Genomic DNA, 24070 nt, shown 5'->3' with positions numbered 1-24070 from the left:
TCTTTTTTATTTTTTGCCCCTAAGGTAAAACATCGCATCTGCCGATAATCTGGTAGCAAAAAAAACAATAATACGGTGGCCGTTCAGGCTGCCTTCCGATGCGTGAGCGCGGTTCAGGAGTTGTGATGGATTACTTTGATATTCGTAAGATGCCGGTCAGCCTCTGGCGTAACGGCGGGGGCGAGACGAGAGAGCTTTGCTGTATCCCTGCCGGTACGCGGGATTTCACCTGGCGCGCCAGTATTGCGACCATTGCCAGCAGCGGCGATTTTTCTGCCTTCCCGGGCGTTGACCGGGTCATAACGCTGCTGGAGGGTGGGGAAGTGATGCTTGATGGCGGTAGTGCGTTTCGTCATACGCTCAAACACCTTCAACCGTTTTACTTTGCGGGTGAACAGCCGGTGAATGCGCAAATCACCGAAGGCATGATGTCGATGGACTTTAACGTCATGACGCGCCGTGACCGCTGCAAGGCGAGCGTCAGGCTTGCCGACAGAACCTTTACCACCTGGGCACCCAGCGGCGGCATTGTGTTTGTGCTGAGCGGGGCGTGGCAGCTGGGTGATAAGCTGTTAACGGCCGATCAGGGCGCGTACTGGCAGGAGGGAAGCCACACGCTGCGGCTGCTGAAGCCGGAAGGGCAACTGCTGTATGGCGAAATAAGCTGGCTTGCAGGACAGGTGCTGGCGGCCTCCGCCTGATTCATTGCTTTATCAGGCCGCCCGCCCGGGCAGCCTGAGTTCCTGTCCTTATTTCTTCCAGAAATCGTCGAAGACGGTGATCGGCGGACGGCGTTTGTGTTCGGTTTTCACGTACCAGCCTTCGATGGTACGGGCGATAGCGTCGTCGAGTTTTTTCCCTTCCAGGTAATCGTCGATATTCTCGTAGGTGACGCCGAGCGCGGCTTCATCCGGCAGAGAAGGGCGGTTGTCTTCAAGATCTGCCGTTGGCACTTTCAGATACAGATGCTCCGGGCAGCCCAGCGCCGCCAGCAGCTGTTTACCCTGACGCTTATTGAGGCGGTAGATAGGGTTGATGTCGGTGCCGCCATCGCCGTATTTGGTGAAGAAACCGGTAATGGCTTCTGCTGCGTGATCGGTACCTACTACCACGCCTTTGGTCATCCCGGCGATGCTGTACTGCGCTTTCATGCGCTCGCGGGCTTTCTCATTGCCACGGACAAAATCGCTGAGTTCAATACCCGCTTCCCGCAATGCCTGCTCGCTGGCGAGCACTGCGCCTTTAATATTCACCGTCAACACGCGGTCGGGTTGAATAAAGGTGATAGCATCCTGGCAATCCTTTTCGTCTGCCTGCACGCCGAAAGGAAGACGTACGGCGATAAATTGCAGCGCGCTGTCGCCGCTCTCTTCACGCAGTTCACTAATGGCCATCTGGCACAGTTTGCCGGTCAACGTTGAGTCCTGCCCGCCGCTGATGCCGAGTACCAGCGACTTAATGAATGGATAGGTTTTCAGATACTCTTTCAGAAAATCTACGCTGCGGCGTATTTCAAGCTGGGCGTCTACCTGCGGCTTAGCCCCAAGTGCGCGAATAATCTCGTGTTGTAGCGTCATGCAACACCTCCATAGAATGAACCTGCAATGCGTTAAAGCTACCTCTTTGGCATTTAAACGACAAGGATCACAGTTTTAACTGGCTGAAAAAAATCCACCGGTGTCAGGAGATGGAGTGGGCAGAGAAGTTGAAAAATTGTCTGATCTATTCCAGGCTTATAACACGCTGAAAAACAATAGGACGGAATATGAACAAGAACGTAGCAGGAATGTTAGGCGCAGCGGCAGTACTCACTATGCTGGCCGGTTGTACAGCCTATGATCGCACCAAAGATCAGTTCACCCAGCCGGTGGTGAAGGATGTGAAGAAAGGGATGAGCCGCCAGCAGGTTCAGCAGATTGCCGGTAAACCTTCATCAGAAATAACGATGATCCACGCACGTGGTACTTGTCAGACTTATATCCTGGGTCAACGGGATGGTAAAACGGAGACCTACTTCGTCGCCCTTGATGACACGGGACATGTGGTCAACTCTGGCTATCAGACCTGCTCTGAGTATGACACTGACCCGCAGGCTGCTAAGAAGTAATCGCACATTTGCCTGAGCTCTACGAAAGGCCCGCCAACAACGGCGGGTTTTTTTTATTTTTTGTGCTTATTTTTTTACGCGAAATATTTGACCAAAATGTGAAGGTAGTCAAAACGCGAGGTCAATGAGAGACAATTTTATGTTGTGAGGAATTATCTTACGCAAAATCGTTGCCGTATACTCAACTCATCAACAATAGTAACTAAAGGTTACACAGGCCCGGTTCTGTGGTGTAAGGATGCTATCCCGAGCCGGGAGACGACAGATTAAATAAAGTTGAGGAAGCGTGTATGGAAAAGAAACACATCTATCTGTTCTGCTCTGCGGGAATGTCTACGTCGCTGTTGGTATCTAAAATGCGTACCCAGGCGGAGAAATACGAAGTTCCTGTGATTATTGAAGCTTACCCTGAAACGCTGGCCGGTGAAAAAGGCCAACAGGCTGACGTCGTATTACTTGGGCCACAAATTGCGTATATGTTGCCTGAAATTCAGCGCCTGCTACCGAATAAACCGGTTGAGGTGATTGATTCCATTCTGTACGGCAAGATCGATGGTTTAGGTGTTCTTAAGGCTGCAGTTGCAGCAATTAAAAAAGCAGCAGCGCAGTAACTTTTTATTTTATTATTTTTCCCGTCAAAGAGTAATTTCACACACATGAGCCGTAATACTCATTACGGCATTTAAGGGTATTTTTATATGAGTAGAGTCATCGGTTCGCTTGAAAAGGTACTCCTTCCTTTTGCAGTTAAAATAGGAAAGCAGCCTCACATTAATGCGATCAAAAACGGTTTTATTAAATTAATGCCGTTAACGCTCGCTGGCGCGATGTTTGTCCTTATTAACAACGTGTTCCTGAGTTTTGGTGAAGGCTCGTTTTTCTTTTCCCTGGGTGTTCGGCTAGACCCCTCGACCATTGAAACCTTAAATGGTTTTAAAGCCATCGGTGGCAACGTGTACAACGGTACATTGGGTATTATGTCACTGATGGCGCCTTTTTTTATAGGCATGGCCCTGGCGGAAGAGCGCAAAGTTGATCCATTAGCAGCGGGCCTGTTATCCGTTGCCGCCTTTATGACCGTAACGCCATACAGCGTGGGCGAAGCCTATGCCGTGGGTGCTAACTGGTTAGGCGGGCAGAATATTATCTCCGGTATGATTATCGGCCTCGTGGTGGCTGAGCTGTTTACCTTTGTTATTCGCCGCAACTGGGTGATCACGTTACCGGATAGCGTGCCGTCTTCGGTTTCACGCTCCTTCTCGGCGCTGATCCCAGGTTTCCTGATCCTCTCCGTATTCGGGATTATCTCCTGGATGCTGACCCACTGGCAGACCAACTTCCACCAGATAATCATGGACTCCATCTCCACGCCGCTGGCGGCGATGGGTAGCGTGGTTGGCTGGGCTTACGTGGTGTTCAACTCACTGCTGTGGTTCTTCGGTGTTCACGGCTCTCTGGCGCTGACCGCACTCGATAACGGCATCATGACCCCATGGGCGCTGGAAAACATCGCACTGTACAACCAGTATGGCTCGGTAGATGCGGCTATCGCTGCAGGTAAAGAGTTCCACTTCTGGGCGAAACCTATGCTCGACTCCTACATCCTGCTGGGGGGTTCTGGTGCGACGCTGGGTCTGATTATCGCTATCTTTATCGCTTCTCGTCGCGCTGACCATCGTCAGGTTGCTAAGCTGGCGCTGCCTTCCGGCATCTTCCAGATTAACGAGCCGATTCTGTTTGGTCTGCCGATTATCATGAACCCGGTGATGTTCATTCCGTTTGTGCTGGTGCAGCCGATTCTGGCCGCCATCACTCTTGCCGCGTACTCGATGGGCATTATTCCACCGGTCACTAACCTGGCACCGTGGACCATGCCTACCGGCCTCGGCGCCTTCTTTAACAGTAACGGCAGTATCGCTGCACTGTTGGTCGCATTGTTCAACTTAGGTATCTCGGTGCTGGTTTACCTGCCGTTCGTGGTGGTCTCCAACAAGGCGCAGACCGTGATTGATGAGCAAGAAAGCGAAGAAGATATCGCAAATTCACTGAAATTCTGATGCCGCGCGGTGTGGAGGGAACACCCTCTGCACCGCCAGAATCAAGAGGGAAAAGTTATGTTCGATCTGGATAACATCATGGACGCGGAAACCCCGGAGAACGACCTCGAAGAGGTGGTGATGGGGCTTATCATCAACTCAGGGCAGGCGCGTAGCCTGGCATACACTGCGCTTAAGCAAGCCAAGCAGGGTGATTTTGTCACCGCCAAGGCGACCATGGAGCAGTCCCGCACTGCGCTCAGTGAAGCGCATCGCGTGCAGACCCAGCTCATCGAAAGCGATGAAGGCGAGGGGAAAATGAAGGTGAGTCTGGTGCTGGTTCATGCGCAGGATCATCTGATGACCTCAATGCTGGCACGCGAACTGGTTGCGGAATTGATTGAGCTGCATGAGAAGGTACAATAACAGGCTATCAACGCGATGAGGCAGCCGAAAATGTTAACCATGGAAATCAGTACCGCCAGAGAACAACAGCTTTTCAACGGGAACAACTTCCATGTGGTTATCTACAACAAAACGGAAAGCGTCAGCGGTTTGCATCAGCACGACTACTACGAATTTACCATTGTCTTAACCGGCCGTTACTATCAGGTCATCAACGGTAAAAAGGTCCTGCTGGAGCGCGGAGATTTTGTGTTCATCCCGATGGGGTCGCACCACCAGAGTTTCTATGAGTTTGGTGCTACCCGGATCCTCAACGTCGGGATCAGCAAACGCTTCTTCGAAGCACATTATCAACCGCTGTTACCGTTTGGTCTGGTCGCATCGCAGGTATATTCAGTTAAAAGTACCTTTCTCAGCTATGTGGAATCGGTGATTGCGTCGCTCAATTTCCGCGAAACGGAATTTGATGAGTTTATCGAACTGGTCTCTTTTTATGTGATTAACCGTTTACGGCATTATCGCGAAGAACCCGCCCAGGACGTTACGCCTCAGTGGTTAAAAAATACCGTTGAGGATATGCACGATAAACTGAAATTTGGTGAAGGGGCGCTGGAAACCATGGTCGAGCTCTCGGGAAAATCTCAGGAGTATTTAACCCGGGCTACCCAGCGTTATTACGGTAAAACCCCGATGCAGATAATTAATGATATCCGCATTAACTTCGCCAAGAAACAACTTGAGATCACTAACTATTCAGTAACGGATATTGCTTACGAGTCTGGCTATAGTAGCCCTAGTCTTTTTATTAAGACATTCAAAAAGCTGACTTCATTTACGCCAAGCAATTACCGGAAAAAACTGACCAGTATTAATTAATATCAGGCGAAAACATTTTCGCCTTACTTCAAGATTTCATTTGCCTGACCGCGCATAAAAACGTGGAGGAATCCCCACGTTTACATTGCGGAACCACAAGGGAGAAAGTTATGAGCCAGAAATTAAAAGTAGTCACTATTGGTGGCGGCAGCAGCTATACCCCGGAATTACTGGAAGGTTTCCTCAAGCGTTATCATGAACTGCCGGTCAGCGAGCTGTGGCTGGTGGATGTCGCCGAAGGTCAGGAGAAGCTGGATATTATTCACGCCCTGTGCCAGCGCATGGTTGAAAAAGCCGGCGTACCGATGAAGGTTTATAAAACTCTCGACCGCCGTCAGGCGCTGGAGGGTGCAGACTTCGTTACCACCCAACTGCGCGTTGGCCAGCTGAAAGCGCGTGAAAAAGATGAGCGTATTCCGCTGAGCCATGGCTATCTCGGCCAGGAAACCAACGGGGCAGGTGGGCTGTTCAAAGGCCTGCGCACCATTCCGGTGATTTTCGATATCGTTAAAGACGTGCAGGAGATTTGCCCGAATGCGTGGGTGATTAACTTCACTAACCCGGCCGGTATGGTGACCGAGGCGGTTTATCGTCATACCGGATTCAAGCGTTTTATTGGCGTGTGCAACATCCCTATCGGCATGAAGATGTTCATCACCGATGTACTGAACATCAGCGAAAAAGACTCCCTCTCCATCGATTTGTTCGGTCTGAACCACATGGTGTTCATCCGTGACGTGCTGGTGAACGGTGAATCGCGCTTTGCCGAGCTGCTGGACGGCGTTGCCTCCGGAACGCTCACCGCCAACACGGTGAAAAACATCTTCGACCTGCCGTTCAGCGAAGGTCTGATTCGCTCTCTCAACCTGCTGCCGTGCTCCTATCTGCTGTACTACTTTAAGCAAAAAGAGATGCTGGCCATTGAAATGGGCGAGTACTACAAAGGCGGCGCCCGTGCGCAGGTGGTGCAGAAGGTCGAGAAGCAGCTGTTTGAGCTGTATAAAGATCCGAACCTCAACATCAAACCGAAGGAGCTGGAGCTGCGCGGTGGGGCGTACTACTCTGATGCGGCCTGCGAGGTTATCAACGCCATCTACAACGACAAGCAGGCGGAGCATTACGTTAACGTCCCGCACCACGGACATATCGATAATATTCCGGCAGACTGGGCGGTGGAAATGACCTGTATCCTCGGTCGTGACGGTGCGCAGCCGCATCCGCGCATCACTCACTTCGATGACAAAGTCATGGGCCTTATCCACACCATTAAAGGCTTTGAAATCGCCGCCAGCCAGGCGGCTATCAGCGGTGAACTGAACGATGTGCTGCTGGCGCTGAACCTGAGCCCGCTCATCCACTCCGACCGTGATGCGGAATCGCTGGCGCGTGAAATGATCCTCGCGCACGAGACCTGGTTGCCGAACTTTGCGTCGACTATTCAAAAACTGAAGCAGTAACGGGAGGGCAGATGGAACGTATTCTGATAGTCAATGCCGATGACTTTGGCCTCAGCAAGGGGCAGAACTACGGAATTGTCGAAGCCTGCAAGCATGGTCTGGTAACCTCAACCACGGCGCTGGTGAACGGTGGTGCTATTGAACATGCCGCAGCGCTTAGCCGTCGCGTTCCGGAGCTCGCGGTCGGTATGCACTTTGTGCTGACCCTCGGCACACCGCTTTCCCCAATGCCTTCGCTTACCCGCGAAGGTAAACTCGGGAAGTGGATCTGGCAGATGGCTGAAGAAGACACGCTGCCGCTGGATGAGATTGCCCACGAGCTGGCGCTGCAGTATCAGCGCTTTGTCGAGCTGTTCGGCTGTGAACCGACGCATATCGATGGTCACCACCATGTGCATATGATCCCGCAGATCTTCCCGTTGGTGGCAGAGTTTGCCAAAGCTCATGGCGTAGCGATGCGTATCGACAGAAGCCTGGTACAGCGTGACGGTCTGGACGATAGCGGTATTCGCAGCAGCGATGGTTTTGCCAGCGAGTTTTACGGGGAAGCGGTTACCGAATCGTTGTTCCTGCAGACGCTGGACGATTCCGCCGCTCGCGGTGAGCGTTCGATTGAGGTGATGTGTCATCCGGCGTTTGTTGACCACACCATCATGCAGAGCGCCTACTGCTATCCGCGGCTGACGGAGCTTGAAGTGCTTACCTCCGACGCGCTGAAGTATGCTGTCGCCGAGCGTGGTTACCGTCTCGGCACCTATCGGGACGTTTGATCCTCCAGTGCCCGGCTAATTAGCCGGGCATTTTGTTTAATCTTGTCTTGTTCGCACAGAGGGAGCGACGATTTGCTCCGGGATCGGCTATCATAGCGTTTTACCGTTTTGATTTTTCTGTGTGTGAACCAACCGCCTATGAAACCTCTGCGCCAACAAAACCGCCGCGTTATCTCCTACGTTCCCCGCATTGAGCCCGCTCCCCCTGAGCATGCGCTGAAGGTGGAGGGTTATAAAGATGTCTGGCTGCTGCGCGGTAAATATGTGGCGTTTGTATTGATGGGCGAGCATTTCTGCCGTTCACAGGCGTTCAGCGTGCCTGAGTCCGCTCAGCGCTGGGCGCTGCAGATGCGCCAGGAAGGAGAAATCGAAGAGTAGGGGTGTTTCTGCTTCACCCGATCCCTTTATTCCGGGCTGGTAACAGCATAAAAAAAGGGCCGACGAATCGGCCCTTTTTTGCATTGGTTTAGCGATGTGCCAGTTCGACGTCTTCTTCGCTGTCGAGCACCGCTTTATCGGTCTGGCGCAGCCACTGGCTGGTCAGAGTACCGGCGGTCATGGAGCCGCTGACGTTCAGTGCGGTACGGCCCATGTCGATAAGCGGTTCGACGGAAATCAGCAGTGCGACCAGCGTGACCGGCAGCCCCATTGCGGGCAGCACGATCAGTGCGGCGAAGGTTGCACCGCCACCCACACCGGCAACGCCTGCGGAGCTGATGGTGACAATCCCGACCAGTGTGGCAATCCACAGCGGATCCAGCGGGTTAATACCCACCGTCGGTGCAACCATCACCGCCAGCATCGCCGGGTAGAGACCCGCACAGCCGTTCTGGCCAATGGTCGCCCCGAAAGAGGCAGAGAAGCTGGCGATAGATTCCGGGATGCCCAGACGACGGGTCTGCGCTTCGACGCTCAGCGGGATAGACGCGGCGCTGGAGCGGCTGGTAAAGGCGAAGGTCAGCACCGGCCAGACTTTACGGAAGTACTTCAGCGGGCTCACGCCGTTGACGCCAAGCAGAATGCCATGCACCACAAACATAATTGCCAGACCGAGGTAGGAAGCGACCACGAAGCTGCCGAGTTTGATGATGTCGTGCAGGTTAGAACCAGCAACCACTTTGGTCATCAGCGCCAGTACGCCGTACGGGGTCAGCTGCATCACCAGACGAACCAGCTTCATCACCCAGCCCTGCAGGGTATCGATGGCGGTCAGTACGCGCTTGCCTTTGGCTTCGTCATCTTTCAGCAGTTTCAGCGCCGCAACACCGAGGAAGGCGGCGAAAATCACCAGGCTGATGATCGAGGTCGGGTTCGCGCCGGTCAGGTCGGCAAACGGGTTTTTCGGAATAAAGGAGAGCAGCAGCTGAGGAACGGTGAGATCCGCCAGTTTGCCCACGTAGTTGCTCTGAATGGCGTTCAGACGCGCGGTTTCGGCGCTGCCCTGAACCAGACCTTCCGCCGTCAGGCCAAACAGGTTAGTCACCAGCACGCCAACCAGCGCCGCGATAAGCGTGGTAAACAGCAGGGTACCGATGGTCAGGAAGCTGATTTTACCCAGCTGTGAGGCGTTATGCAGGCGGGCAACTGCGCTCAAAATAGAGGCAAAGACCAGCGGCATGACGATCATTTGCAGCAGTTGTACATAGCCGTTGCCGACGATGTTGAACCACTGAATAGAATCTTTCAGCACCTGGCTGTCGGATCCATAAATGAGCTGCAGGGCCAGGCCAAAGACCACCCCAATTACCAGACCCACTAATACTTTTTTCGCAAGACTCCACTGTTTATGGCGAGTCTGCGCCAGAGCAAATAGCAATACGGCGAACACAACAACGTTCGCGATTAATGGAAAGTTCATCCCCGTTCTCCTGAAATGGAAATAAGGTCGGCTTAGTAGCATTACCGACTCTGATGGCGAAAGGTTAGCAGAAGTGATTAGTGGCGCTTATATCCAAATGGAATGGTTTATGACAAAAATCATTTTTCCGTTGGTTTAATGTTCGTTTTGGTGATGAATGAAACGATTGAAGTTTATTTGCAGCGAATTAATCATGTCGGATGACCACCGCACCGCGCTATTTTCCGGCAGCGACTGCGGCATCCATATCGCCCAGGCAAATAACGCCATGCACAATACGCGTTCAAGCTGGTTGCCCTTTTGCGGGCGAAGGACGGGGAAACGAAAACGCCAGCGGCACGGCCACAGCAGCGGTACGCCTGCCGGGGTCAGCATATCAGCGAGAATATGGCTCAGATAACCGAGCACCATACCCTGCAGCGCGTCGGCGGGGATGATCCAGCTTTCCGGCACTTTCAGAGAGAAGAGGGTCAGTGCGGCAAAAACGGCCAGCAGGCTATGGGTAAAGCCCCGATGCCCAAACGCGCGGGCGACCGGGGTGGAGACCCACTTCAATCGCTGGCCGAGAAAAGACTTCGGATGATCGATATCCGGCAGCAGACAGGTCAGTACCGCCGACGGCACAATATGCCACCAGTCACCCTGCGCCAGCACAGGCGTCAGCTCAGCATTTTTGGCAAATACCGCACAGGCGATGGAAAAGAGCAGGTGACCTTCTGCCGTCATGATAAAACCCGATAAACTGTCGATACATCCAGTATAGGGTTTTTATACAGTATTCGGAAGTGGTGACGTTGTAACTCTTTGTCACAAAACCCAGTAAAATCAGGGCGGGTAGCCGAATTGCTACCCGTCTGGTGATTAACCGAGCAGGTTTTCGGCGGTCAGCTGCTGCAGGCTGGTTAATTTCACTTCAGCCAGCACATAGCGGGGGTCGTTCTGATGCTCGTGGTCCGGCACCACAATCGAGCGCATACGCGCCGCTTTACTGGCAATCATGCCGTTAACGGAGTCTTCCAGCGCCACGCAGCATAGCGGGTCGATACCCAGCTTTGTAGCACAGTCGATGTACACCTGCGGGTGCGGTTTGCTGTACGGCAGTTTTTCAGCGGAAGCCAGCGCATCGAACTGGTCGCGCAGATCAAACATCGTCAGCACTTTTTCCAGCATGTGCAGCGGAGAAGCCGAGGCGAGGCCCACTTTCAGCCCCTGAGCTTTGCACAGAGCAACGGCCTCGCGCACGCCCGGCAGCAGCGGACGGCTCTCTTCCACAAGCGTAATGGCACGACTGATGATGCGCTCCGTCACTTCGGCACGGCTCGGGCCGTCCCACGGTTGCTGGGCGAACCACAGATCAACCACCATATCGATACGCAAACCGAGCGTATCCGGCAGTTCGCTACGTCGGGAAATATCCACCCCCAGACTTGCTATCACATCCAGTTCAGCACGATCCCACAACGGCTCGGAATCAATGAGTAATCCATCCATATCGAAAATAGCGGCAAGTATTTGGCGCGGGGTTGACATCAGAACCTCTCCTTCAGGCTTATCGGGAACAGTCTCTGCGCATGGTAACGTATTTCACCTGAAAGATCGGGCGAAATTTGCTGGCTGCGGGTAGACTTAGGAGCACTGGAGCGTCTTTACAAGGGGAACTCATGACGTATCAACAGGCTGGACGTATTGCCATTCTCAAACGCCTTGCAGGATGGGTGATTTTTATTCCGGCAGTCCTCTCCACACTGATATCCGTGCTGAAGTTTATGTATGAGCACAGCGAAAAAAAGCCGGGGATCAGCGCCGTGATGCAGGACTTTGCACACGTCATGATCGAGATGGCGCGTTTTAACACGCCTTTTTTGAACGTATTCTGGTACAACTCACCGCTGCCGGATTTCAAAAACAGCCTGAATATTCTGTTCTGGATTATTTATGTGCTGGTGTTTGTCGGGCTGGCGCTGCAGGCCTCCGGAGCCCGAATGAGCCGCCAGGCGAAGTTCCTGCGTGAAGGGGTGGAAGACCAGATGATCCTTGAGAAGGCAAAAGGGGCAGAGGGGCTGACGCGTGAACAGGTTGAGTCGCGGATTGTCGTGCCGCATCACACCATTCTGCTGCAATTCTTTCCACTGTATGTCCTGCCGGTGATTATTATCGTGGTGGGCTACTTCTTCTTTTCATTGCTGGGCTTTTTATAAAAGCATTCCGGCCGCAGAGTGCGGCCGGAGAGAGGTTACAGCGTTGGCAGCGGGCGGGGTTTCCCTTCGCTGTCGACCGCGACGTAGATAAACAACGCCTCGGTGGCTTTATAACGCTGGCCAATCGGCTCGGACGACACTTTCTTCACCCACACCTCAATATTGATAGTGATCGAGGTCTGGCCGCGCTTCACGCAGCGTGCGTAGCAGCACACCACATCGCCAACCGCGACCGGGCGTAAAAAGGTCATACCGTCGACCCGTACGGTCACCACGCGACCATGGGCAATCTCTTTTGCCATGATAGCGCCGCCAATATCCATCTGAGACATCAACCAGCCGCCAAAAATATCACCGTTGGCGTTGGTATCAGAAGGCATGGCGAGGGTGCGTAATACCAGTTCACCGTGCGGAACGTTTGTTGCTTCGGTCATTATTGATCATCCTGCGGCATGTGGCGGTAAATATAGACTCCACTCAGCAGAGTAAAGACCAGCGTCAGCGCCGTCAGGCCGAACACTTTGAAATTGACCCAGATATTCTGCGGCAGCCAGAACGCGATATAGATATTGGCAAGCCCACAGAGAATGAAAAATACCGCCCAGGCGATATTCAGCTTCGACCACACTTCCTGCGGCAGGCTGATCTCTTTGCCCAGCATGCGCTGGATAAGCGGCTTTTTCATCACCCACTGGCTAATCAGCAGGGCACCGGCAAACAGCGCGTAGATAACGGTGACCTTCCATTTGATGAACTCATCGTTGTGGAAGAACAGGGTCAGACCGCCAAACACCGCCACCAGAAGGAAGGTGATCAGGGCCATTTTTTCGACCTTGCGATAGCGCACCCAGCTGTAAATCAGCACGATGGCGGTAGCAATAATCAGCGCCGTGGTCGCGGCATAGATGTCGTACAGCTTATAAAAAGCGAAGAATACGACCAGCGGTAAAAAATCCAGAAACTGCTTCATACTTCGGTTCCGTCATTCAGTCATGGCCCAACGGGCCGGGCCATGGGATAAGTTTAGTTGCGAATCAGCATATACAGGCGGAATAAATAGACCAGCAGCACCGCGGAAATCAGGTTGCTGAGGGTATTTACCACCACCGCGCCAATGTACGGCGTCAGCACGGCAAAATCAGAAGCGAACAGCAGCAGCAGGGTCTTTGCCAGCAGCCAGAAGATAACCGCCGGCGCCACCAGACGCATGTTCGCCCACGCGAGCTTCATGCTGCTGCGCATGGCGCCAAAGATGCCGAGTTTATCCTGAACCAGCATCACCGGGGCGAAGGCCAGCACAATGGCCAGCAGTACGCCAGGCACCACGACCAGCATCACACCCATCTGCACCAGGAATGTGGTGACCAGAATCAGCAGAAACAGCTTTGGCAACACCGGCGCGCTGGCACCGATAGCCCGCAGCGCGCTGACGCGATGCCCGGCTGAAACCAGCTGGATCAGTAACAGAACGCCGCCCGCGAGGATGGCGTTAGCAATCAACCCGGAGAAGGTAGACGCCGCCGAGGCGCGTAGCAGAATTTGCTGCTGCTCCGGCGTCATGTTCTGGACCAGTTCGAACAGCCCGCCGCTGCCTGCCAGGTTGTCGCCCTCGCGCAGTACAGAGAGCTGCTCTTCGCTCGGTGAAAAGGCATGACCCAACACCACGGTGATAAAGGCGCACAGCAGTGCAATCAGTAAAATGGTAACAAACTGATTACGAATAAAATTACCCGTGTCACGGTAAACGGACTGCGCCGTGATAGACATGCACTCTCCTTGAGTATTGCAGGTGTTAATTAGGCCGCAATTGTAACTCAGATGAGCGCCGCGTGGCAGCATCAACTCGGGTATGGAAAAGCATATCTTTGTAAAGGCGACGTTTGCATAAACGTGATGACCGGGCGAAGGGCACTCGGCAGGCGCCGGGAAAGTGAGTGTATGTAATGAAGAAAACCGGAAAATTGATATAAATTCCATTTGGTTGCTTCAAATTGGACGTCAAAATTAATCTGGATCAATAAATGTTAAATCATTAGACCTAATGTGATCTGAGTTGGATCGTTTTTACCTCATTGTGGGTATATTTGCCCGCGCTTGTAAAAAACCATAATGAGGGAATGGATATGAAGAAACTTGCAGTGGCGGCACTGGTTTTAAGCAGCCTTTCTGGCGGGGCATGGGCGCATGAAGCGGGAGAATTTTTCATCCGAGCGGGGACGGCGACGGTTCGCCCGACCGAAGGTTCAGACAACGTTCTGGGCAGCCTCGGCAGCTTTAACGTCAGCAACAATACCCAACTGGGATTAACCTTCACCTATATGGCGACGGATAACATCGGGATCGAACTGCTGGCGGCCACGCCGTTCCGCCACCAGGTAGGAACCGGACCGACCGGGACTATCGCCACCGTGAATCAGTTGCCACCAACGTTAATGGCACAGTGGTACTTTGGCGATGCTAACAGCAAAATGCGCCCGTATATTGGCGCGGGTATCAACTACACCACCTTCTTCAATGCAGACTTTAACGATACGGGTAAAGATGCCGGGTTGTCCGACCTGAGCCTGAAGGACTCCTGGGGCGCTGCGGGGCAGGTTGGTTTTGATTACCTCCTCAACCGTGACTGGCTGCTGAACATGTCGGTCTGGTACATGGATATCGACACCGACGTCAAATTCAAAGCCGGCGGCGTGGATCAGAAAGTCAGTACTCGTCTGGATCCGTGGGTATTCATGTTCTCCGCGGGCTACCGCTTCTAAGCCCCATCAACAGAGCTGGTCTCCTCAGACCAGCTTTTTTTCTTCACTCCTGATAGCTTACGTTAACTATCGGCCCTGTATGATGCCGGTCATTGATGCAATGACAGGATGGTAACAGTGATGATGAAGTGGTGTACCGGTTTGCTCCTGCTGGCTTGCTTCCTGGGGGGAGTGACGATGTACTACCTGGCTATCGATCAGTTAGATTGCGATATGATTTTCCTGGGCGGCGATGACGACTGATTCTGGCCCGGAAATTAAGACGACGACTATTGCGACCCACCCTTGCGGACTCTAGATTAAAAGTATCTCAGTGCCTTTTAAGGATGGATTATGTCAACGCAACGTAGTGGTCTTATTTCCGCTGTGGCGCTTTCCCTGATTGCCTCGCTATTGTCGACGCCGGTTCTGGCGAATCCCGGAAATGGCAATGGTCATGGCAACGGCAATGGCGGCAATAATGGCAATAGCGGTAACCATAGTTCCCAGGGGAATAATGGTAAAAATAACGAATCTCATGGCAGCTATAAGAATAATGGTAACCCGGCGAACGTCGGTGCTGATGTGAGTTTTTCCGATGCGCGAAGACTCGCTGTGCAGTACGGGTTGACCGGATACAAATCCTTGCCGCCGGGGATCGCCAAAAATCTGGCCCGTGGAAAACCACTCCCTCCCGGTATTGCGAAAAAGACCGTCCCGGCCTCAATGCTCAACCAGTTGCCGCACTATCCAGGCTATGAATGGCGCGTGGTTGGGGATAACCTGGTTCTTATCGCCCTCAGCACCGCGATTGTCACCTCCATCATCAACGGGGTATTTGACTGATTGCGTTACCGCGTTGCGCTGGAATTTACAAAACAATAATCGCTGGCTTGCCAGAGCATTAGGATAACGTCGGCGATAAAACCAGCAAACCGTGACGACACGCGGCTTGAACATTACCTTCAATAAAACTACTGTATATAAAAACAGTATTGTTGATGGTGATTATTATGCAGTTTCTCACATCCAGAGAAGGGGAAGCGGTAGTTGAACTTCCCCTGTTCACTGACCGGGTGTCGTGCGGCTTTCCAAGCCCGGCCCAGGACTACGTTGAAGACACGCTTGACCTGAATCAGCTGGTGGTCAAGCATCCGAGTGCAACCTACTTTATCAAAGTTAGCGGTGATTCCATGATTGGCGTGGGCATTGGCCATGGCGACCTGCTGGTGGTTGACCGCTCCCTGACGGCAGAGCATGGCGATATCGTGGTCGCTGCCGTGGCGGGTGAATTTACGGTGAAGGAGCTGCAGGTGCGACCATACCTGCAGCTGGTTGCGCATAACCCTGACTATTCTCCTATTCGTTTTCATGCTGGCGAAGAGTTACAAATCTTTGGCGTGGTGACGCACACAATTAAAGCGCACAAATATGTTCGCGCTGGTTGACGTCAACAGCTTCTATGCTTCCTGCGAGACCGTTTTTCGCCCCGATCTGCAGGGGAAACCGGTGGTGGTAGTTTCCAATAACGATGGTTGTATTATTTCGCGTTCGTCGGAAGCCAAAGCCCTGGATATCAAAATGGGCGCGCCATATTTCAAGATCAAAGATGATTTGCGCCGCCAGCGGGTAGCGGTTTTTAGCTCGAACTATGCGCTGTATGCCGATATGAGCCACCGCGTGATGCTGACGCTGGGTGAGATGGCGCCCTCCATTGAGGTTTATTCCATCGACGAGGCGTTTATTGATCTCTGTGGTGTAGAGAACTGCACGTCGCTCGCGCTATTTGGCCAGCAGATGCGTGAACGGGTGCTGAAACATACCGGGCTCACCGTCGGTGTGGGAATAGCGCCAACCAAGACATTGGCAAAAATAGCGAATTTTGCGGCGAAAACGTGGAGTAAAACGCAGGGGGTGGTGGATCTTTCCGACGGTGAACGTCAGCGGAAACTGCTGGCTCTGGTTCCGGTAGCAGAGGTATGGGGGGTTGGTCGGCGGATCAGCAAAAAGCTCAACGCGATGGGCATCGAGAATGCCTTACAGCTGGCGAACAGCTCCACCTGGGTAATGCGTAACCATTTTAATGTTGTGCTGGAGCGCACCGTGCGCGAGCTGCGCGGCGAATCCTGCCTGGCGCTGGATGAGTTTGCGCCAACTAAACAGCAGATAATCTGCAGCCGCTCATTTGGGCACCGCATCACGGAATACCGCGACATGCACCAGGCCATCTGCGCCTACGCCGAGCGCGCCGCAGAGAAGCTACGCAGCGAAAGGCAGTATTGTTGTGCAATAAGTATTTTTATGCGCACCAGCCCGCATGCGGAAAACGAAGTTTTCTATGGCCCGCAGGCCAGCGGTCGCCTGACTATCCCCACCAACGATACCCGCGATATTATCCGTATTGCCACGAGCGGCCTTGACCGGATCTGGAAAGACGGCTTCCGTTATATGAAGGCCGGGGTGATGCTGAGTGACTTTTTTAGCCAGGGCGTCGCGCAACTTAATTTGTTTGATGAATATCAGCCGCGGCAAAACAGCGATGCGCTGATGGATGTTGTCGACAGTCTCAACCATTCCGGGCGTGGCACTATCTGGTTCGCCGGACAGGGGATCCAAAAAAGCTGGAGCATGAAGCGTGAAATGCTGTCGCCAGGCTATACCACCCGCTACGCCGATTTACCGGTAGCGAGGTAGCTGACGTTTTCTTTTTATTTCGGGTTGAGGAAAAGTATTTGGCGCACGATCTGCGGTCCTGTAAATCAGACCGCAGAAAAATTAATCGAAATATTCGTGCTCTATATTCACATATAGTATTCGATCATGCCGCTTTTCTTCGCCACCCAGTCGTAAAGCCGCTGTCCGCGAAGGTTCGTCTCATGGGTGTGCCAGTACACGCGGGAGGAGTGGCGTTTACGGGCATGTTGTTGAACATACTCAATGAGCTGCTTACCAATATGTTTGCCGCGAACACCTTCGTTCACAAATAAGTCTTCAAGGTAGCAATAATCTGATTCCGCCCAGGTTGAACGGTGAAAAAGATAATGAACAAAGCCGACGATTTTACCATCGTATTTAGCAACGGCGCAGAACATAGGTTCAACAGGATTTAGAAAACGGTCCCAGGTTAATTGCGTCATATTATCTGAGAGTTCTGTGCGATAAAATATCAGATAATTTTTCCATAGCGGTAGCCAGTCGGCAAAATCTTCTTGTACGGCGGGTTCAATAGTTATTTTGCTGGAGTCAGTACTTTTATTGTTCATAGGTCTCCTGATATCTGGATAATCAGTGGTATTCTGTAGAGACGATCCTAAATGCCTTCCACGCCGAGGCATAGGGACACTTTATGGATATTTATAGGATCCACTTTTTACATAAGAGTCAGAGCGATGAAAAAAATAAACGCACCTCTGTTTCAGGAACTCCTCCTGGAGAAAGGTGTTATCAAAGAGCAGGTCTATCATGCTCTGCGTAACGCGATAGTAGAGGAGCGTCTGCCGTTGGGGTCGAAGATCCCCTCAACCCGCGCGCTGGCAGAGATGATGTCCATTTCCCGCAACTCGGTTATCGCCGGTTACGACAGGCTGGCCGATGAGGGGTATATCGTCACGCTGAAGGGGGCTGGTACCTTTGTTGCGCAAAGTATCCCCGATAGCAACATCAGTAATGGTTTCTCAAAAAAGCCGCAAAAGAAGGATATCCCTACTGATGGCCCGCTAAATGCCGATATCGCGCGCGTGCGTAACCTGTGGTCTGAAGAGCCAGAGGGGGATGAGCGCAATCCACTTTTTTGCGTCGGCGTTGGCTGTACGGATCTGGTTCCCCATGGAATATGGGGGCGATTGCTCGGGCAGGTCTGGAAAGAGTCACGCTATGAACTCGGCCTGCACACCAGTTCCCAGGGATTTCTGCCTTTAAGAAGGGCTATCAGCCACTATATCCAGTCGACGCGCGGCGTTAACTGCGTTGAGGATAATATTATTATCGTCAATGGGATCCAGCAGGCGATGAGTATCACCGCCCGGGCGCTGCTCTCAAAGGGAGACGAGGTCTGGCTGGATGATCCAGGTTACAAAGGCGCTCGTGGTGTCTTTATGTCAACGGGGGCGCTGGTGAGGCCGGTTCGGGTTGATGAGGAAGGCATGGATGTGAGTGATGGGATCCGCCGCTTCCCGCTGGCAAAGCTTGCTTATGTTGTGCCTTCAGACCAGTACCCGCTAGGCGGGACGCTGAGCTTATCCCGCCGTCGCGAGCTTCTCGACTGGGCCGACACTCACCAGGCGTGGATCTTTGAAGATGACTATAACAGTGAGTTTCGCTACGCCGATCGCTCCGTGCAGGCGCTGCAGGGGCTGGATACGCAACAGCGGGTCATCTATGCCGGGACATTCTCAAAAATGATGTATCCCGAGTTCCGCATTGGATTTTTAGTGGTTCCCCCCGGGCTAAAAGAGCAGTTCGTGGTCACCAAATATCTTGCCGATCTCAGTACCGGCTATCTGGAACAGGCGGTGCTGGCGCGCTTCATTGAAGAGGGCCACTACGCCCGGCATGTGCGACGGGTGCGTAAGGCGTGCTATGAGCGACGAACGGCGGTGGTAAAGGCGATTCAACGCCACCTTTCCGGGAAAATGACCGTCCAGCAGTCGGACTCCGGGGTGCATATTGTCTGCTGGCTGCATAATGGTCTGACGGGGCATGAGGTTGAAGTGAAAGCCCGTCAACTGGGGATGGGGATACAGTCATTAAGTCACTATTATCACGGAGAGACCTCACGCGAGGGGATCCTGATTGGTTTTGCCAATCATCCTCCGCAGGCGATGGTTGAAGGTATTCGTCGCCTGGCGGAGGTGATTTAAACGACGGCAGACAGTAAACTAAGAATAGAGCAAGGCATGGTTTGAGTGGGCGTTGTGCATTACACTGCGCGCTGTAAAAAACTGAGTAGATAAACGATTAGGTAGGTAAGCTGCAATGGCGATGAACGGAACGATCACAACCTGGTTTAAAGATAAAGGTTTTGGTTTTATCAAAGATGAAAACGGTGACAACCGCTATTTTCATGTGATTAAGGTCGCTAACCCTGATCTGATTAAAAAGGATGCGGAAGTCACTTTCGAACCCACGACCAATAACAAAGGGTTATCGGCGTATGCGGTAAAAGTGGTGCCGGAAAGCAAATACATTTATATCGCCGGTGAGCGACTGAAGCTGACTTCTATCAAATCTTACCTCGTGTACAGTGAAGAAGTGCCGGCTGAGACCCGCATTGATAAAGAGAATGCGGTGCTGTCTGTCGGCGTGCTGATGAGCAGTATCAGGCCCAAAACCGACACGAAGCCAGGTGAGATGCGCTCACTGAAAAAACTGGCCATCACCACTTTCCAGGGCACGACGTTAATTTTCTCAGAAGATGAGATAGACATCGACGCCACGGTAAAAATGCTTAAGGTCTGACACGGGCGCTAATGCCCCGGAGCGATTCATGAACAATGAAATACCACTGAAATATTACGACATCACGGAAGAGTATGCGACGGAAGCCGCCCAGCCGGTAAGCGAGGCGGAACATGACTCGCTGGCGCACTACTTCCAGCTGCTGCTGACCCGCTTAATGAATAACGAAGAGATTAGCGAAGAGGCGCAGGTTGAGATGGCCCGTGAAGTCGGTATCGATGCCAAACGTATCGATGATATCGCCGAGTTTCTGAACCGCTGGGGCAATGAATAACGTCTTACGCCATGCCTTGTGGTACGGGTTTCAAAGATGTTAGCTTATGCCAAAACAGGGCAGTAAAAAGAGTCAATTATGTTTTGTGTTATCTACCGTAGTGCTAAACGCGAGCAAACCTACCTGTACGTCGAGAAAAAGGACGACTTTTCTCGTGTACCGGAAGAGCTCATGCGTGGCTTTGGTCAACCGCAGCTGGCAATGCTGTTGCCGCTGGACGGACGAAAAAAGCTGGCTAATGCTGATATTGAGAAAGTGAAAAAAGCACTGGAAGAACAGGGCTATTACTTACAACTCCCACCCCCGCCGGAAGACCTGCTGAAAATGCATCTCGGCAAGGCGGAGAAAAAATAATCAGGGGAAGCGAATGTATCAACACCATAACTGGCAGGGTGCGCTGCTGGATTACCCGGTAAGTAAAGTGGTTTGTGTTGGCAGTAACTACGCTAAACACATTAAGGAGATGGGCAGCGCGACGCCGAAAGATCCGGTGCTGTTTATTAAGCCAGAGACGGCGCTTTGTGATATCCGCCAGCCGTTGGCGATCCCCCAGGACCTGGGTTCCGTGCATCACGAGGTTGAACTGGCGGTCCTGATTGGCGCCACGCTGCGTCAGGCGACAGAAGATCACGTGCGAAAAGCAATTGCCGGTTATGGTGTAGCGCTGGATCTGACGCTGCGTGACGTTCAGGCGGAGATGAAGAAAGCCGGGCAGCCGTGGGAAAAGGCGAAAGGATTTGATAATTCATGTCCGATCTCCGGTTTTATTCCCGCCGCCGAGTTTAAACACGATCCGCAGAACAGCACGCTCAGCCTGACGGTGAATGGCGCAGTACGCCAGCAGGGCAGTACCGCAGATATGATCCATCATATTGTGCCGCTGATTGCTTACATGAGCCGCTTCTTCACCCTCAAGCCGGGTGACGTCATTCTGACCGGTACTCCGGAAGGCGTTGGTCCTCTGCAGAGCGGCGACGAGCTGGAAGTGAGTTTAAACCAGCTGTCCCTCACGACCCGCGTACTGTAAAATAGCTTTGCCGCCGTTTCGGGCGGCAAAACTTGCATCGACGTGCCAGAGTGGTTATAAGGTGCACCCTGATTTTTAATGGCGGACACCCTTATGAGCGATACTCCTTTCTGGCAAAGCAAAACTCTCGACGAAATGACCGACGCGGAGTGGGAGTCGCTGTGTGATGGCTGCGGCCAGTGCTGCCTGCATAAGCTGATGGACGACGACACCGACGAAATCTACTTCACCAACGTCGCCTGCAAGCAGCTGAACATCAAAACCTGCCAGTGCCGTAACTACGAACGCCGCTTCGAGTATGAGCCGGATTGCATCAAACTGACCCGCGATAACCTGCCTACCTTCGAATGGCTGCCGCATACCTGCGCCTACCGTCTGCTGGCGGAAGGGCAGCCGCTACCGACCTGGCATCCTCTGCTGACCGGTTCAAAAGCCGCGATGCACGGTGAACGCATTTCCGTGCGCCATATTGCAGTGAAAGAAGCCGACGTCGTCGACTGGCAGGATCATATCCTGAATAAACCCGACTGGGCCAGGTGAGGCTTTGAATTGAAAGGGGTTTTGTCTTACTGGTTTTGTGCGTGGGGCATGAGTGGGGCATCACCTCCAAAATTAGCATTCAAAATGTCCCACATGGTGGGAAAATTCGCTCCAGTATGTCTTTTTAGGGTTAAACACTTATATGATGATTCTGTCTCTTGTTTTTATCCCCTCTTTATTTACAGTCAGTATTATCAGGAACGGCTATGCCTTTAAATATCAATTCATGCTTATGTAATTCAACCTTAAGCATCGATTCCTTTGTTGATACCTCACCCACCTCATGGGGTTGACAGGTTGAGGATATGAGTATAGAGGGACTTTTCGTCCATGTTGGTGACCTCTGGTGATTTAATACGCCATTATCATGCACTCAGCCACCACAACAAGGGAAAGATCCTTATAAATACTAGGCATCTGAATTATCTGAATTTATTTATTCTTGTAAAAACTAACTTTTACACCCACACTTAATTGGCATCCAAACCCGGCTAATGCTTTTGCCTTAGATATATTCAACAAATTTCAATTTGTTGTTTTGGGGTGCATGGTTTAAAACGGCGGAATATATCATGTAGTTTATTTCAACTCTTTGATGGGGCTATGATGAAAATAAAACATGTGTTACTAATCGCTTCTTGTGCACTTATGTCTGCATCAACCTTCGCAGAGGATAATGTTAATATAGTACCGAAAGGTGCTCTGGTCGTACGGTATGGTGCAGCCAATACAGATGCTAACTATGCAGGCCAGGACGGCTATCCTGGTAAATTACAAAACGTTTCAGCGCTGTGCTCGAAGGATAACTCAGGGGTGAGTAAGGAAAAGGTTTTGGCTTTAATAAAAACCGATCCTAACCGCTCAAAGGACTGGAAGCAGGCGGGGGGCGCGAATGCTTCAACCTTGATAAACAAAAATGCGACGGTGAAGGCGGATCCGTTACCAAATAATCCCAATCACTGTTTAATTAGCAATATCGAATTGAAAAACATTAAAGGTGCATGGCAAATGTATCCACTTAATGCAGCGCAGGAGTAGCATCGCTATTGCTTGCTGATTAAACACAGCGCGTATTTATTACTCAACCGCACGAAAGATTTTTTTCCGTGTATGTGCATGATATTGAAGATCATACATGCCTCCCTCTATTCAAGGTAAAGCCGGGTGACAGCCCTCGCCATTTACGGCGCAGGGCTGTCGCTCTTTGCTTATACAAGTATATATTGTAACTCAAGCAGTTATCTGTGTTCGTAAGCGTGAATATTAATAACCCTTTAGCATTCGTTAGCAATGCTTAATTATCTATTTATATCGCAACATAAAATGCTTTTCACATCAAATATATTTTCTGTATAACCTGGTGATTTGCAAATGAATTATAAAATATTAACATTAATTTTCTTTATTAAAATAATATTTTTCTCAAAATCATTGAGATTGCTCTTAAAGATCGTCTACGGTTAATATCACTTGTGTAAAAGTCAGACCGTCGCTCCCTCTTGAATATAGAGGTCTGAATAATATTGCTTTTTATTATTCAGGGCGAGGGCCATTAGCATCATCATCTTGATATTAGGAGAGTATTATGTTCGTTGATAAAACCTTGCAGGTTGACCTGAGCATTGCCGCTACCGCCGATCAAAATGTTGTTGTGATAACAGGTCCTGATTCCGTCACTGCCACCCAGATAACCGTTGAATATAACGGCCCAAATGCTAACCAACCCAGCACCTATGGTAATGTGCTGTATATCTGGCAGTCCGGCGATATGATCCCATGGTCCACGGAGGCCCTCCATTCCGATGCGTTGGAGGGGAACTCCCCTTCGGGGACACAGTCTTTCGGCGGACTGGATGTCACGGATGATTCCTACATTATCGGCTACGCCGTTGGGCCGCTGAATAACACCACAGGCGCATGGTCAAAATACAGCAACGTCATTGCTTCCGCCTTTGTCCCGAAGAGCGGTAGCAGTGATTATCAGATGACAAAATCCACGGTTGATGTGGCTAAACGCGGTTCGACGTCGCTCGTGGCGAAAATTGAAATGCTGCCAGGATACAACCCGGCAGGCTCGAATACCTGGGTGGGGATCTGGGAAGGGGTCGCTGCCTCCTACAACCAGAAACCAAAGTGGCGTGCAGTGGCAACCAGCGGCAACGCCAGCAGCACCGTCTCTTTTAACAAGATTTTACTCACCCGTGGTACGACCTACACGCTGGGTCTGTTCGCTTCCGGTTACTCCGATCAGGATGCTCAGTTGAAGCAGACCACCCTGGCAGCAACACACACCTTTACCGTCTGATCCGACGTTCGACACCAGCAAA

31 protein-coding genes are annotated in these 24070 nt (G+C 51.9%); 23 read left to right on the top strand and 8 right to left on the bottom strand.

Features of this window, described 5'->3' with window-relative positions; genetic code table 11:
- The first annotated feature begins 125 nt into the window (after nucleotides 1–125).
- Nucleotides 126–701 (top strand): environmental stress-induced protein Ves, encoded by a 576-nt coding sequence (gene ves, locus C7387_RS07775; RefSeq protein ID WP_006819609.1) that lies wholly within the window; start codon nucleotides 126–128, stop codon nucleotides 699–701.
- A gap of 48 nt (nucleotides 702–749) precedes the next feature.
- Here the strand turns inward: ves and nadE are convergent, their stop codons facing one another.
- Nucleotides 750–1577: an ammonia-dependent NAD(+) synthetase gene (nadE, locus tag C7387_RS07770; protein ID WP_120816423.1), complete on the bottom strand. Its 828-nt coding sequence runs from the start codon at nucleotides 1575–1577 to the stop codon at nucleotides 750–752.
- A 188-nt stretch (nucleotides 1578–1765) separates the two neighbouring features.
- On the opposite strand from nadE, the gene osmE reads away from it, so the two are divergent.
- From osmE to cedA, 8 genes are all read left to right on the top strand, one after another.
- The gene (gene osmE / locus C7387_RS07765; RefSeq protein ID WP_006819611.1) at nucleotides 1766–2107 is read left to right on the top strand and encodes an osmotically-inducible lipoprotein OsmE; all 342 of its coding nucleotides are present in this window, start codon (nucleotides 1766–1768) and stop codon (nucleotides 2105–2107) included.
- Between the two features lie 290 nt (nucleotides 2108–2397).
- On the top strand, nucleotides 2398–2718 hold the full coding sequence (gene chbB / locus C7387_RS07760; RefSeq protein WP_006819613.1) for a PTS N,N'-diacetylchitobiose transporter subunit IIB: 321 nt from the start codon (nucleotides 2398–2400) through the stop codon (nucleotides 2716–2718).
- Nucleotides 2719–2805: 87 nt separating this feature from the next.
- Nucleotides 2806–4164 carry a PTS N,N'-diacetylchitobiose transporter subunit IIC gene (chbC, locus tag C7387_RS07755; RefSeq protein ID WP_006819614.1) on the top strand — a complete coding sequence of 453 codons (1359 nt, stop codon included), beginning with the start codon at nucleotides 2806–2808 and terminating at the stop codon, nucleotides 4162–4164.
- A 57-nt stretch (nucleotides 4165–4221) separates the two neighbouring features.
- Nucleotides 4222–4569, top strand: a complete 348-nt coding sequence (gene chbA / locus C7387_RS07750; protein ID WP_006819615.1) for a PTS N,N'-diacetylchitobiose transporter subunit IIA — start codon at nucleotides 4222–4224, stop codon at nucleotides 4567–4569.
- Between the two features lie 30 nt (nucleotides 4570–4599).
- Nucleotides 4600–5424, top strand: a complete 825-nt coding sequence (gene chbR, locus C7387_RS07745; protein WP_112471413.1) for a transcriptional regulator ChbR — start codon at nucleotides 4600–4602, stop codon at nucleotides 5422–5424.
- A gap of 110 nt (nucleotides 5425–5534) precedes the next feature.
- Nucleotides 5535–6881, top strand: a complete 1347-nt coding sequence (locus C7387_RS07740) for a 6-phospho-beta-glucosidase (protein ID WP_006819617.1) — start codon at nucleotides 5535–5537, stop codon at nucleotides 6879–6881.
- Between the two features lie 11 nt (nucleotides 6882–6892).
- Complete coding sequence (chbG, locus tag C7387_RS07735) at nucleotides 6893–7651, top strand: chitin disaccharide deacetylase (protein ID WP_006819618.1); 759 nt, start codon at nucleotides 6893–6895, stop codon at nucleotides 7649–7651.
- 123 nt (nucleotides 7652–7774) lie between these two features.
- Entirely contained in the window at nucleotides 7775–8029 is a 255-nt protein-coding gene (cedA, locus tag C7387_RS07730; RefSeq protein WP_258521982.1) for a cell division activator CedA, read from the top strand.
- Between the two features lie 88 nt (nucleotides 8030–8117).
- On the opposite strand, the gene C7387_RS07725 is transcribed toward cedA, so the two are convergent.
- From C7387_RS07725 to hxpB, 3 genes are all read right to left on the bottom strand, one after another.
- On the bottom strand, nucleotides 8118–9509 hold the full coding sequence (locus tag C7387_RS07725; protein ID WP_038258009.1) for an L-cystine transporter: 1392 nt from the start codon (nucleotides 9507–9509) through the stop codon (nucleotides 8118–8120).
- A gap of 135 nt (nucleotides 9510–9644) precedes the next feature.
- Nucleotides 9645–10235: a metal-dependent hydrolase gene (locus C7387_RS07720; RefSeq protein WP_006819621.1), complete on the bottom strand. Its 591-nt coding sequence runs from the start codon at nucleotides 10233–10235 to the stop codon at nucleotides 9645–9647.
- Nucleotides 10236–10370: 135 nt separating this feature from the next.
- Nucleotides 10371–11039 carry a hexitol phosphatase HxpB gene (hxpB, locus tag C7387_RS07715; RefSeq protein WP_006819622.1) on the bottom strand — a complete coding sequence of 223 codons (669 nt, stop codon included), beginning with the start codon at nucleotides 11037–11039 and terminating at the stop codon, nucleotides 10371–10373.
- Between the two features lie 131 nt (nucleotides 11040–11170).
- Here hxpB and C7387_RS07710 point away from each other — a divergent pair, with 131 nt between their 5' ends.
- Nucleotides 11171–11707, top strand: coding sequence for a YniB family protein (locus C7387_RS07710; RefSeq protein WP_120816422.1), 537 nt, complete (start codon nucleotides 11171–11173; stop codon nucleotides 11705–11707).
- Between the two features lie 35 nt (nucleotides 11708–11742).
- Here C7387_RS07710 and yciA read toward each other — a convergent pair whose 3' ends face one another.
- Genes yciA through C7387_RS07695 form a run of 3 tightly spaced genes read right to left on the bottom strand, consistent with a single transcriptional unit; the run spans nucleotide 11743 to nucleotide 13474 of the window.
- Complete coding sequence (yciA, locus tag C7387_RS07705) at nucleotides 11743–12141, bottom strand: acyl-CoA thioester hydrolase YciA (RefSeq protein ID WP_006819624.1); 399 nt, start codon at nucleotides 12139–12141, stop codon at nucleotides 11743–11745.
- Nucleotides 12141–12677, bottom strand: a complete 537-nt coding sequence (locus tag C7387_RS07700; protein WP_006819625.1) for a septation protein A — start codon at nucleotides 12675–12677, stop codon at nucleotides 12141–12143. The genes yciA and C7387_RS07700 overlap by 1 nt, the downstream gene beginning before the upstream one ends.
- A 53-nt stretch (nucleotides 12678–12730) precedes the next feature.
- Nucleotides 12731–13474, bottom strand: a complete 744-nt coding sequence (locus C7387_RS07695) for a YciC family protein (protein WP_006819626.1) — start codon at nucleotides 13472–13474, stop codon at nucleotides 12731–12733.
- A gap of 356 nt (nucleotides 13475–13830) precedes the next feature.
- Here C7387_RS07695 and ompW point away from each other — a divergent pair, with 356 nt between their 5' ends.
- From ompW to umuC, 5 genes are all read left to right on the top strand, one after another.
- Nucleotides 13831–14466, top strand: coding sequence for an outer membrane protein OmpW (gene ompW, locus C7387_RS07690; RefSeq protein ID WP_038258120.1), 636 nt, complete (start codon nucleotides 13831–13833; stop codon nucleotides 14464–14466).
- Nucleotides 14467–14586: 120 nt separating this feature from the next.
- Nucleotides 14587–14709, top strand: a complete 123-nt coding sequence (locus C7387_RS23250; protein ID WP_272953339.1) for a hypothetical protein — start codon at nucleotides 14587–14589, stop codon at nucleotides 14707–14709.
- Between the two features lie 90 nt (nucleotides 14710–14799).
- Nucleotides 14800–15291, top strand: coding sequence for an anti-virulence regulator CigR family protein (locus C7387_RS07685; protein ID WP_006819629.1), 492 nt, complete (start codon nucleotides 14800–14802; stop codon nucleotides 15289–15291).
- A 167-nt stretch (nucleotides 15292–15458) separates the two neighbouring features.
- Nucleotides 15459–15893, top strand: a complete 435-nt coding sequence (gene umuD / locus C7387_RS07680; protein WP_040903964.1) for a translesion error-prone DNA polymerase V autoproteolytic subunit — start codon at nucleotides 15459–15461, stop codon at nucleotides 15891–15893.
- Nucleotides 15877–17139, top strand: a complete 1263-nt coding sequence (gene umuC / locus C7387_RS07675) for a translesion error-prone DNA polymerase V subunit UmuC (protein ID WP_120816421.1) — start codon at nucleotides 15877–15879, stop codon at nucleotides 17137–17139. Before umuD ends, umuC begins: the two co-directional genes overlap by 17 nt.
- A gap of 107 nt (nucleotides 17140–17246) precedes the next feature.
- Here umuC and C7387_RS07670 read toward each other — a convergent pair whose 3' ends face one another.
- Nucleotides 17247–17708 carry a GNAT family N-acetyltransferase gene (locus C7387_RS07670; protein WP_120816420.1) on the bottom strand — a complete coding sequence of 154 codons (462 nt, stop codon included), beginning with the start codon at nucleotides 17706–17708 and terminating at the stop codon, nucleotides 17247–17249.
- Nucleotides 17709–17834: 126 nt separating this feature from the next.
- Between C7387_RS07670 and pdxR the strand changes: the two genes are divergently transcribed.
- The 8 genes from pdxR to C7387_RS07630 all read left to right on the top strand — a co-directional run bounded on the left by pdxR (nucleotide 17835) and on the right by C7387_RS07630 (nucleotide 24048).
- A complete protein-coding gene (gene pdxR / locus C7387_RS07665; RefSeq protein WP_120816419.1) occupies nucleotides 17835–19304 on the top strand; it encodes a MocR-like pyridoxine biosynthesis transcription factor PdxR in 1470 nt (489 codons plus the stop codon).
- 115 nt (nucleotides 19305–19419) lie between these two features.
- A complete protein-coding gene (locus C7387_RS07660) occupies nucleotides 19420–19902 on the top strand; it encodes a cold-shock protein (protein WP_006819635.1) in 483 nt (160 codons plus the stop codon).
- A gap of 28 nt (nucleotides 19903–19930) precedes the next feature.
- Complete coding sequence (locus tag C7387_RS07655; protein ID WP_120816418.1) at nucleotides 19931–20176, top strand: DUF2543 family protein; 246 nt, start codon at nucleotides 19931–19933, stop codon at nucleotides 20174–20176.
- 78 nt (nucleotides 20177–20254) lie between these two features.
- The gene (locus C7387_RS07650; RefSeq protein WP_006819637.1) at nucleotides 20255–20530 is read left to right on the top strand and encodes a YcgL domain-containing protein; all 276 of its coding nucleotides are present in this window, start codon (nucleotides 20255–20257) and stop codon (nucleotides 20528–20530) included.
- 13 nt (nucleotides 20531–20543) lie between these two features.
- A complete protein-coding gene (locus C7387_RS07645; RefSeq protein WP_006819638.1) occupies nucleotides 20544–21203 on the top strand; it encodes a fumarylacetoacetate hydrolase family protein in 660 nt (219 codons plus the stop codon).
- Between the two features lie 93 nt (nucleotides 21204–21296).
- Nucleotides 21297–21743: a YcgN family cysteine cluster protein gene (locus tag C7387_RS07640; protein ID WP_209319596.1), complete on the top strand. Its 447-nt coding sequence runs from the start codon at nucleotides 21297–21299 to the stop codon at nucleotides 21741–21743.
- Between the two features lie 603 nt (nucleotides 21744–22346).
- A complete protein-coding gene (locus C7387_RS07635; RefSeq protein WP_147424896.1) occupies nucleotides 22347–22781 on the top strand; it encodes a hypothetical protein in 435 nt (144 codons plus the stop codon).
- A gap of 547 nt (nucleotides 22782–23328) precedes the next feature.
- Nucleotides 23329–24048, top strand: coding sequence for a hypothetical protein (locus C7387_RS07630; protein WP_120816416.1), 720 nt, complete (start codon nucleotides 23329–23331; stop codon nucleotides 24046–24048).
- Nucleotides 24049–24070 lie beyond the last annotated feature (22 nt).

Origin of the sequence: Yokenella regensburgei (genome assembly GCF_003634235.1) — a bacterium.
GTDB classification, from domain to species: Bacteria; Pseudomonadota; Gammaproteobacteria; order Enterobacterales; family Enterobacteriaceae; genus Yokenella; species Yokenella regensburgei.
The sequence above is the reverse complement of the archived record's forward strand: the minus strand, read 5'-3'. Positions and strand labels throughout refer to the sequence as shown.

What these genes read in the sequence shown, in the direction of transcription:
- C7387_RS23250 (WP_272953339.1), top strand. Translation starts at nt 14,587, where the DNA reads ATGATGAAGTGGTGTACCGGTTTGCTCCTGCTGGCTTGCTTCCTGGGG.
- yciA (WP_006819624.1), bottom strand. Translation starts at nt 12,141, where the DNA reads ATGACCGAAGCAACAAACGTTCCGCACGGTGAACTGGTATTACGCACC.
- osmE (WP_006819611.1), top strand. Translation starts at nt 1,766, where the DNA reads ATGAACAAGAACGTAGCAGGAATGTTAGGCGCAGCGGCAGTACTCACT.
- C7387_RS07740 (WP_006819617.1), top strand. Translation starts at nt 5,535, where the DNA reads ATGAGCCAGAAATTAAAAGTAGTCACTATTGGTGGCGGCAGCAGCTAT.
- ves (WP_006819609.1), top strand. Translation starts at nt 126, where the DNA reads ATGGATTACTTTGATATTCGTAAGATGCCGGTCAGCCTCTGGCGTAAC.
- nadE (WP_120816423.1), bottom strand. Translation starts at nt 1,577, where the DNA reads ATGACGCTACAACACGAGATTATTCGCGCACTTGGGGCTAAGCCGCAG.
- ompW (WP_038258120.1), top strand. Translation starts at nt 13,831, where the DNA reads ATGAAGAAACTTGCAGTGGCGGCACTGGTTTTAAGCAGCCTTTCTGGC.
- C7387_RS07630 (WP_120816416.1), top strand. Translation starts at nt 23,329, where the DNA reads ATGTTCGTTGATAAAACCTTGCAGGTTGACCTGAGCATTGCCGCTACC.
- C7387_RS07685 (WP_006819629.1), top strand. Translation starts at nt 14,800, where the DNA reads ATGTCAACGCAACGTAGTGGTCTTATTTCCGCTGTGGCGCTTTCCCTG.
- C7387_RS07670 (WP_120816420.1), bottom strand. Translation starts at nt 17,708, where the DNA reads ATGAACAATAAAAGTACTGACTCCAGCAAAATAACTATTGAACCCGCC.
- chbG (WP_006819618.1), top strand. Translation starts at nt 6,893, where the DNA reads ATGGAACGTATTCTGATAGTCAATGCCGATGACTTTGGCCTCAGCAAG.
- C7387_RS07720 (WP_006819621.1), bottom strand. Translation starts at nt 10,235, where the DNA reads ATGACGGCAGAAGGTCACCTGCTCTTTTCCATCGCCTGTGCGGTATTT.
- C7387_RS07725 (WP_038258009.1), bottom strand. Translation starts at nt 9,509, where the DNA reads ATGAACTTTCCATTAATCGCGAACGTTGTTGTGTTCGCCGTATTGCTA.
- umuD (WP_040903964.1), top strand. Translation starts at nt 15,459, where the DNA reads ATGCAGTTTCTCACATCCAGAGAAGGGGAAGCGGTAGTTGAACTTCCC.
- pdxR (WP_120816419.1), top strand. Translation starts at nt 17,835, where the DNA reads ATGAAAAAAATAAACGCACCTCTGTTTCAGGAACTCCTCCTGGAGAAA.
- C7387_RS07695 (WP_006819626.1), bottom strand. Translation starts at nt 13,474, where the DNA reads ATGTCTATCACGGCGCAGTCCGTTTACCGTGACACGGGTAATTTTATT.
- C7387_RS07700 (WP_006819625.1), bottom strand. Translation starts at nt 12,677, where the DNA reads ATGAAGCAGTTTCTGGATTTTTTACCGCTGGTCGTATTCTTCGCTTTT.
- umuC (WP_120816421.1), top strand. Translation starts at nt 15,877, where the DNA reads ATGTTCGCGCTGGTTGACGTCAACAGCTTCTATGCTTCCTGCGAGACC.
- C7387_RS07650 (WP_006819637.1), top strand. Translation starts at nt 20,255, where the DNA reads ATGTTTTGTGTTATCTACCGTAGTGCTAAACGCGAGCAAACCTACCTG.
- chbC (WP_006819614.1), top strand. Translation starts at nt 2,806, where the DNA reads ATGAGTAGAGTCATCGGTTCGCTTGAAAAGGTACTCCTTCCTTTTGCA.
- chbR (WP_112471413.1), top strand. Translation starts at nt 4,600, where the DNA reads ATGTTAACCATGGAAATCAGTACCGCCAGAGAACAACAGCTTTTCAAC.
- C7387_RS07655 (WP_120816418.1), top strand. Translation starts at nt 19,931, where the DNA reads ATGAACAATGAAATACCACTGAAATATTACGACATCACGGAAGAGTAT.
- C7387_RS07635 (WP_147424896.1), top strand. Translation starts at nt 22,347, where the DNA reads ATGATGAAAATAAAACATGTGTTACTAATCGCTTCTTGTGCACTTATG.
- C7387_RS07645 (WP_006819638.1), top strand. Translation starts at nt 20,544, where the DNA reads ATGTATCAACACCATAACTGGCAGGGTGCGCTGCTGGATTACCCGGTA.
- hxpB (WP_006819622.1), bottom strand. Translation starts at nt 11,039, where the DNA reads ATGTCAACCCCGCGCCAAATACTTGCCGCTATTTTCGATATGGATGGA.
- chbA (WP_006819615.1), top strand. Translation starts at nt 4,222, where the DNA reads ATGTTCGATCTGGATAACATCATGGACGCGGAAACCCCGGAGAACGAC.
- C7387_RS07710 (WP_120816422.1), top strand. Translation starts at nt 11,171, where the DNA reads ATGACGTATCAACAGGCTGGACGTATTGCCATTCTCAAACGCCTTGCA.
- chbB (WP_006819613.1), top strand. Translation starts at nt 2,398, where the DNA reads ATGGAAAAGAAACACATCTATCTGTTCTGCTCTGCGGGAATGTCTACG.
- C7387_RS07640 (WP_209319596.1), top strand. Translation starts at nt 21,297, where the DNA reads ATGAGCGATACTCCTTTCTGGCAAAGCAAAACTCTCGACGAAATGACC.
- C7387_RS07660 (WP_006819635.1), top strand. Translation starts at nt 19,420, where the DNA reads ATGGCGATGAACGGAACGATCACAACCTGGTTTAAAGATAAAGGTTTT.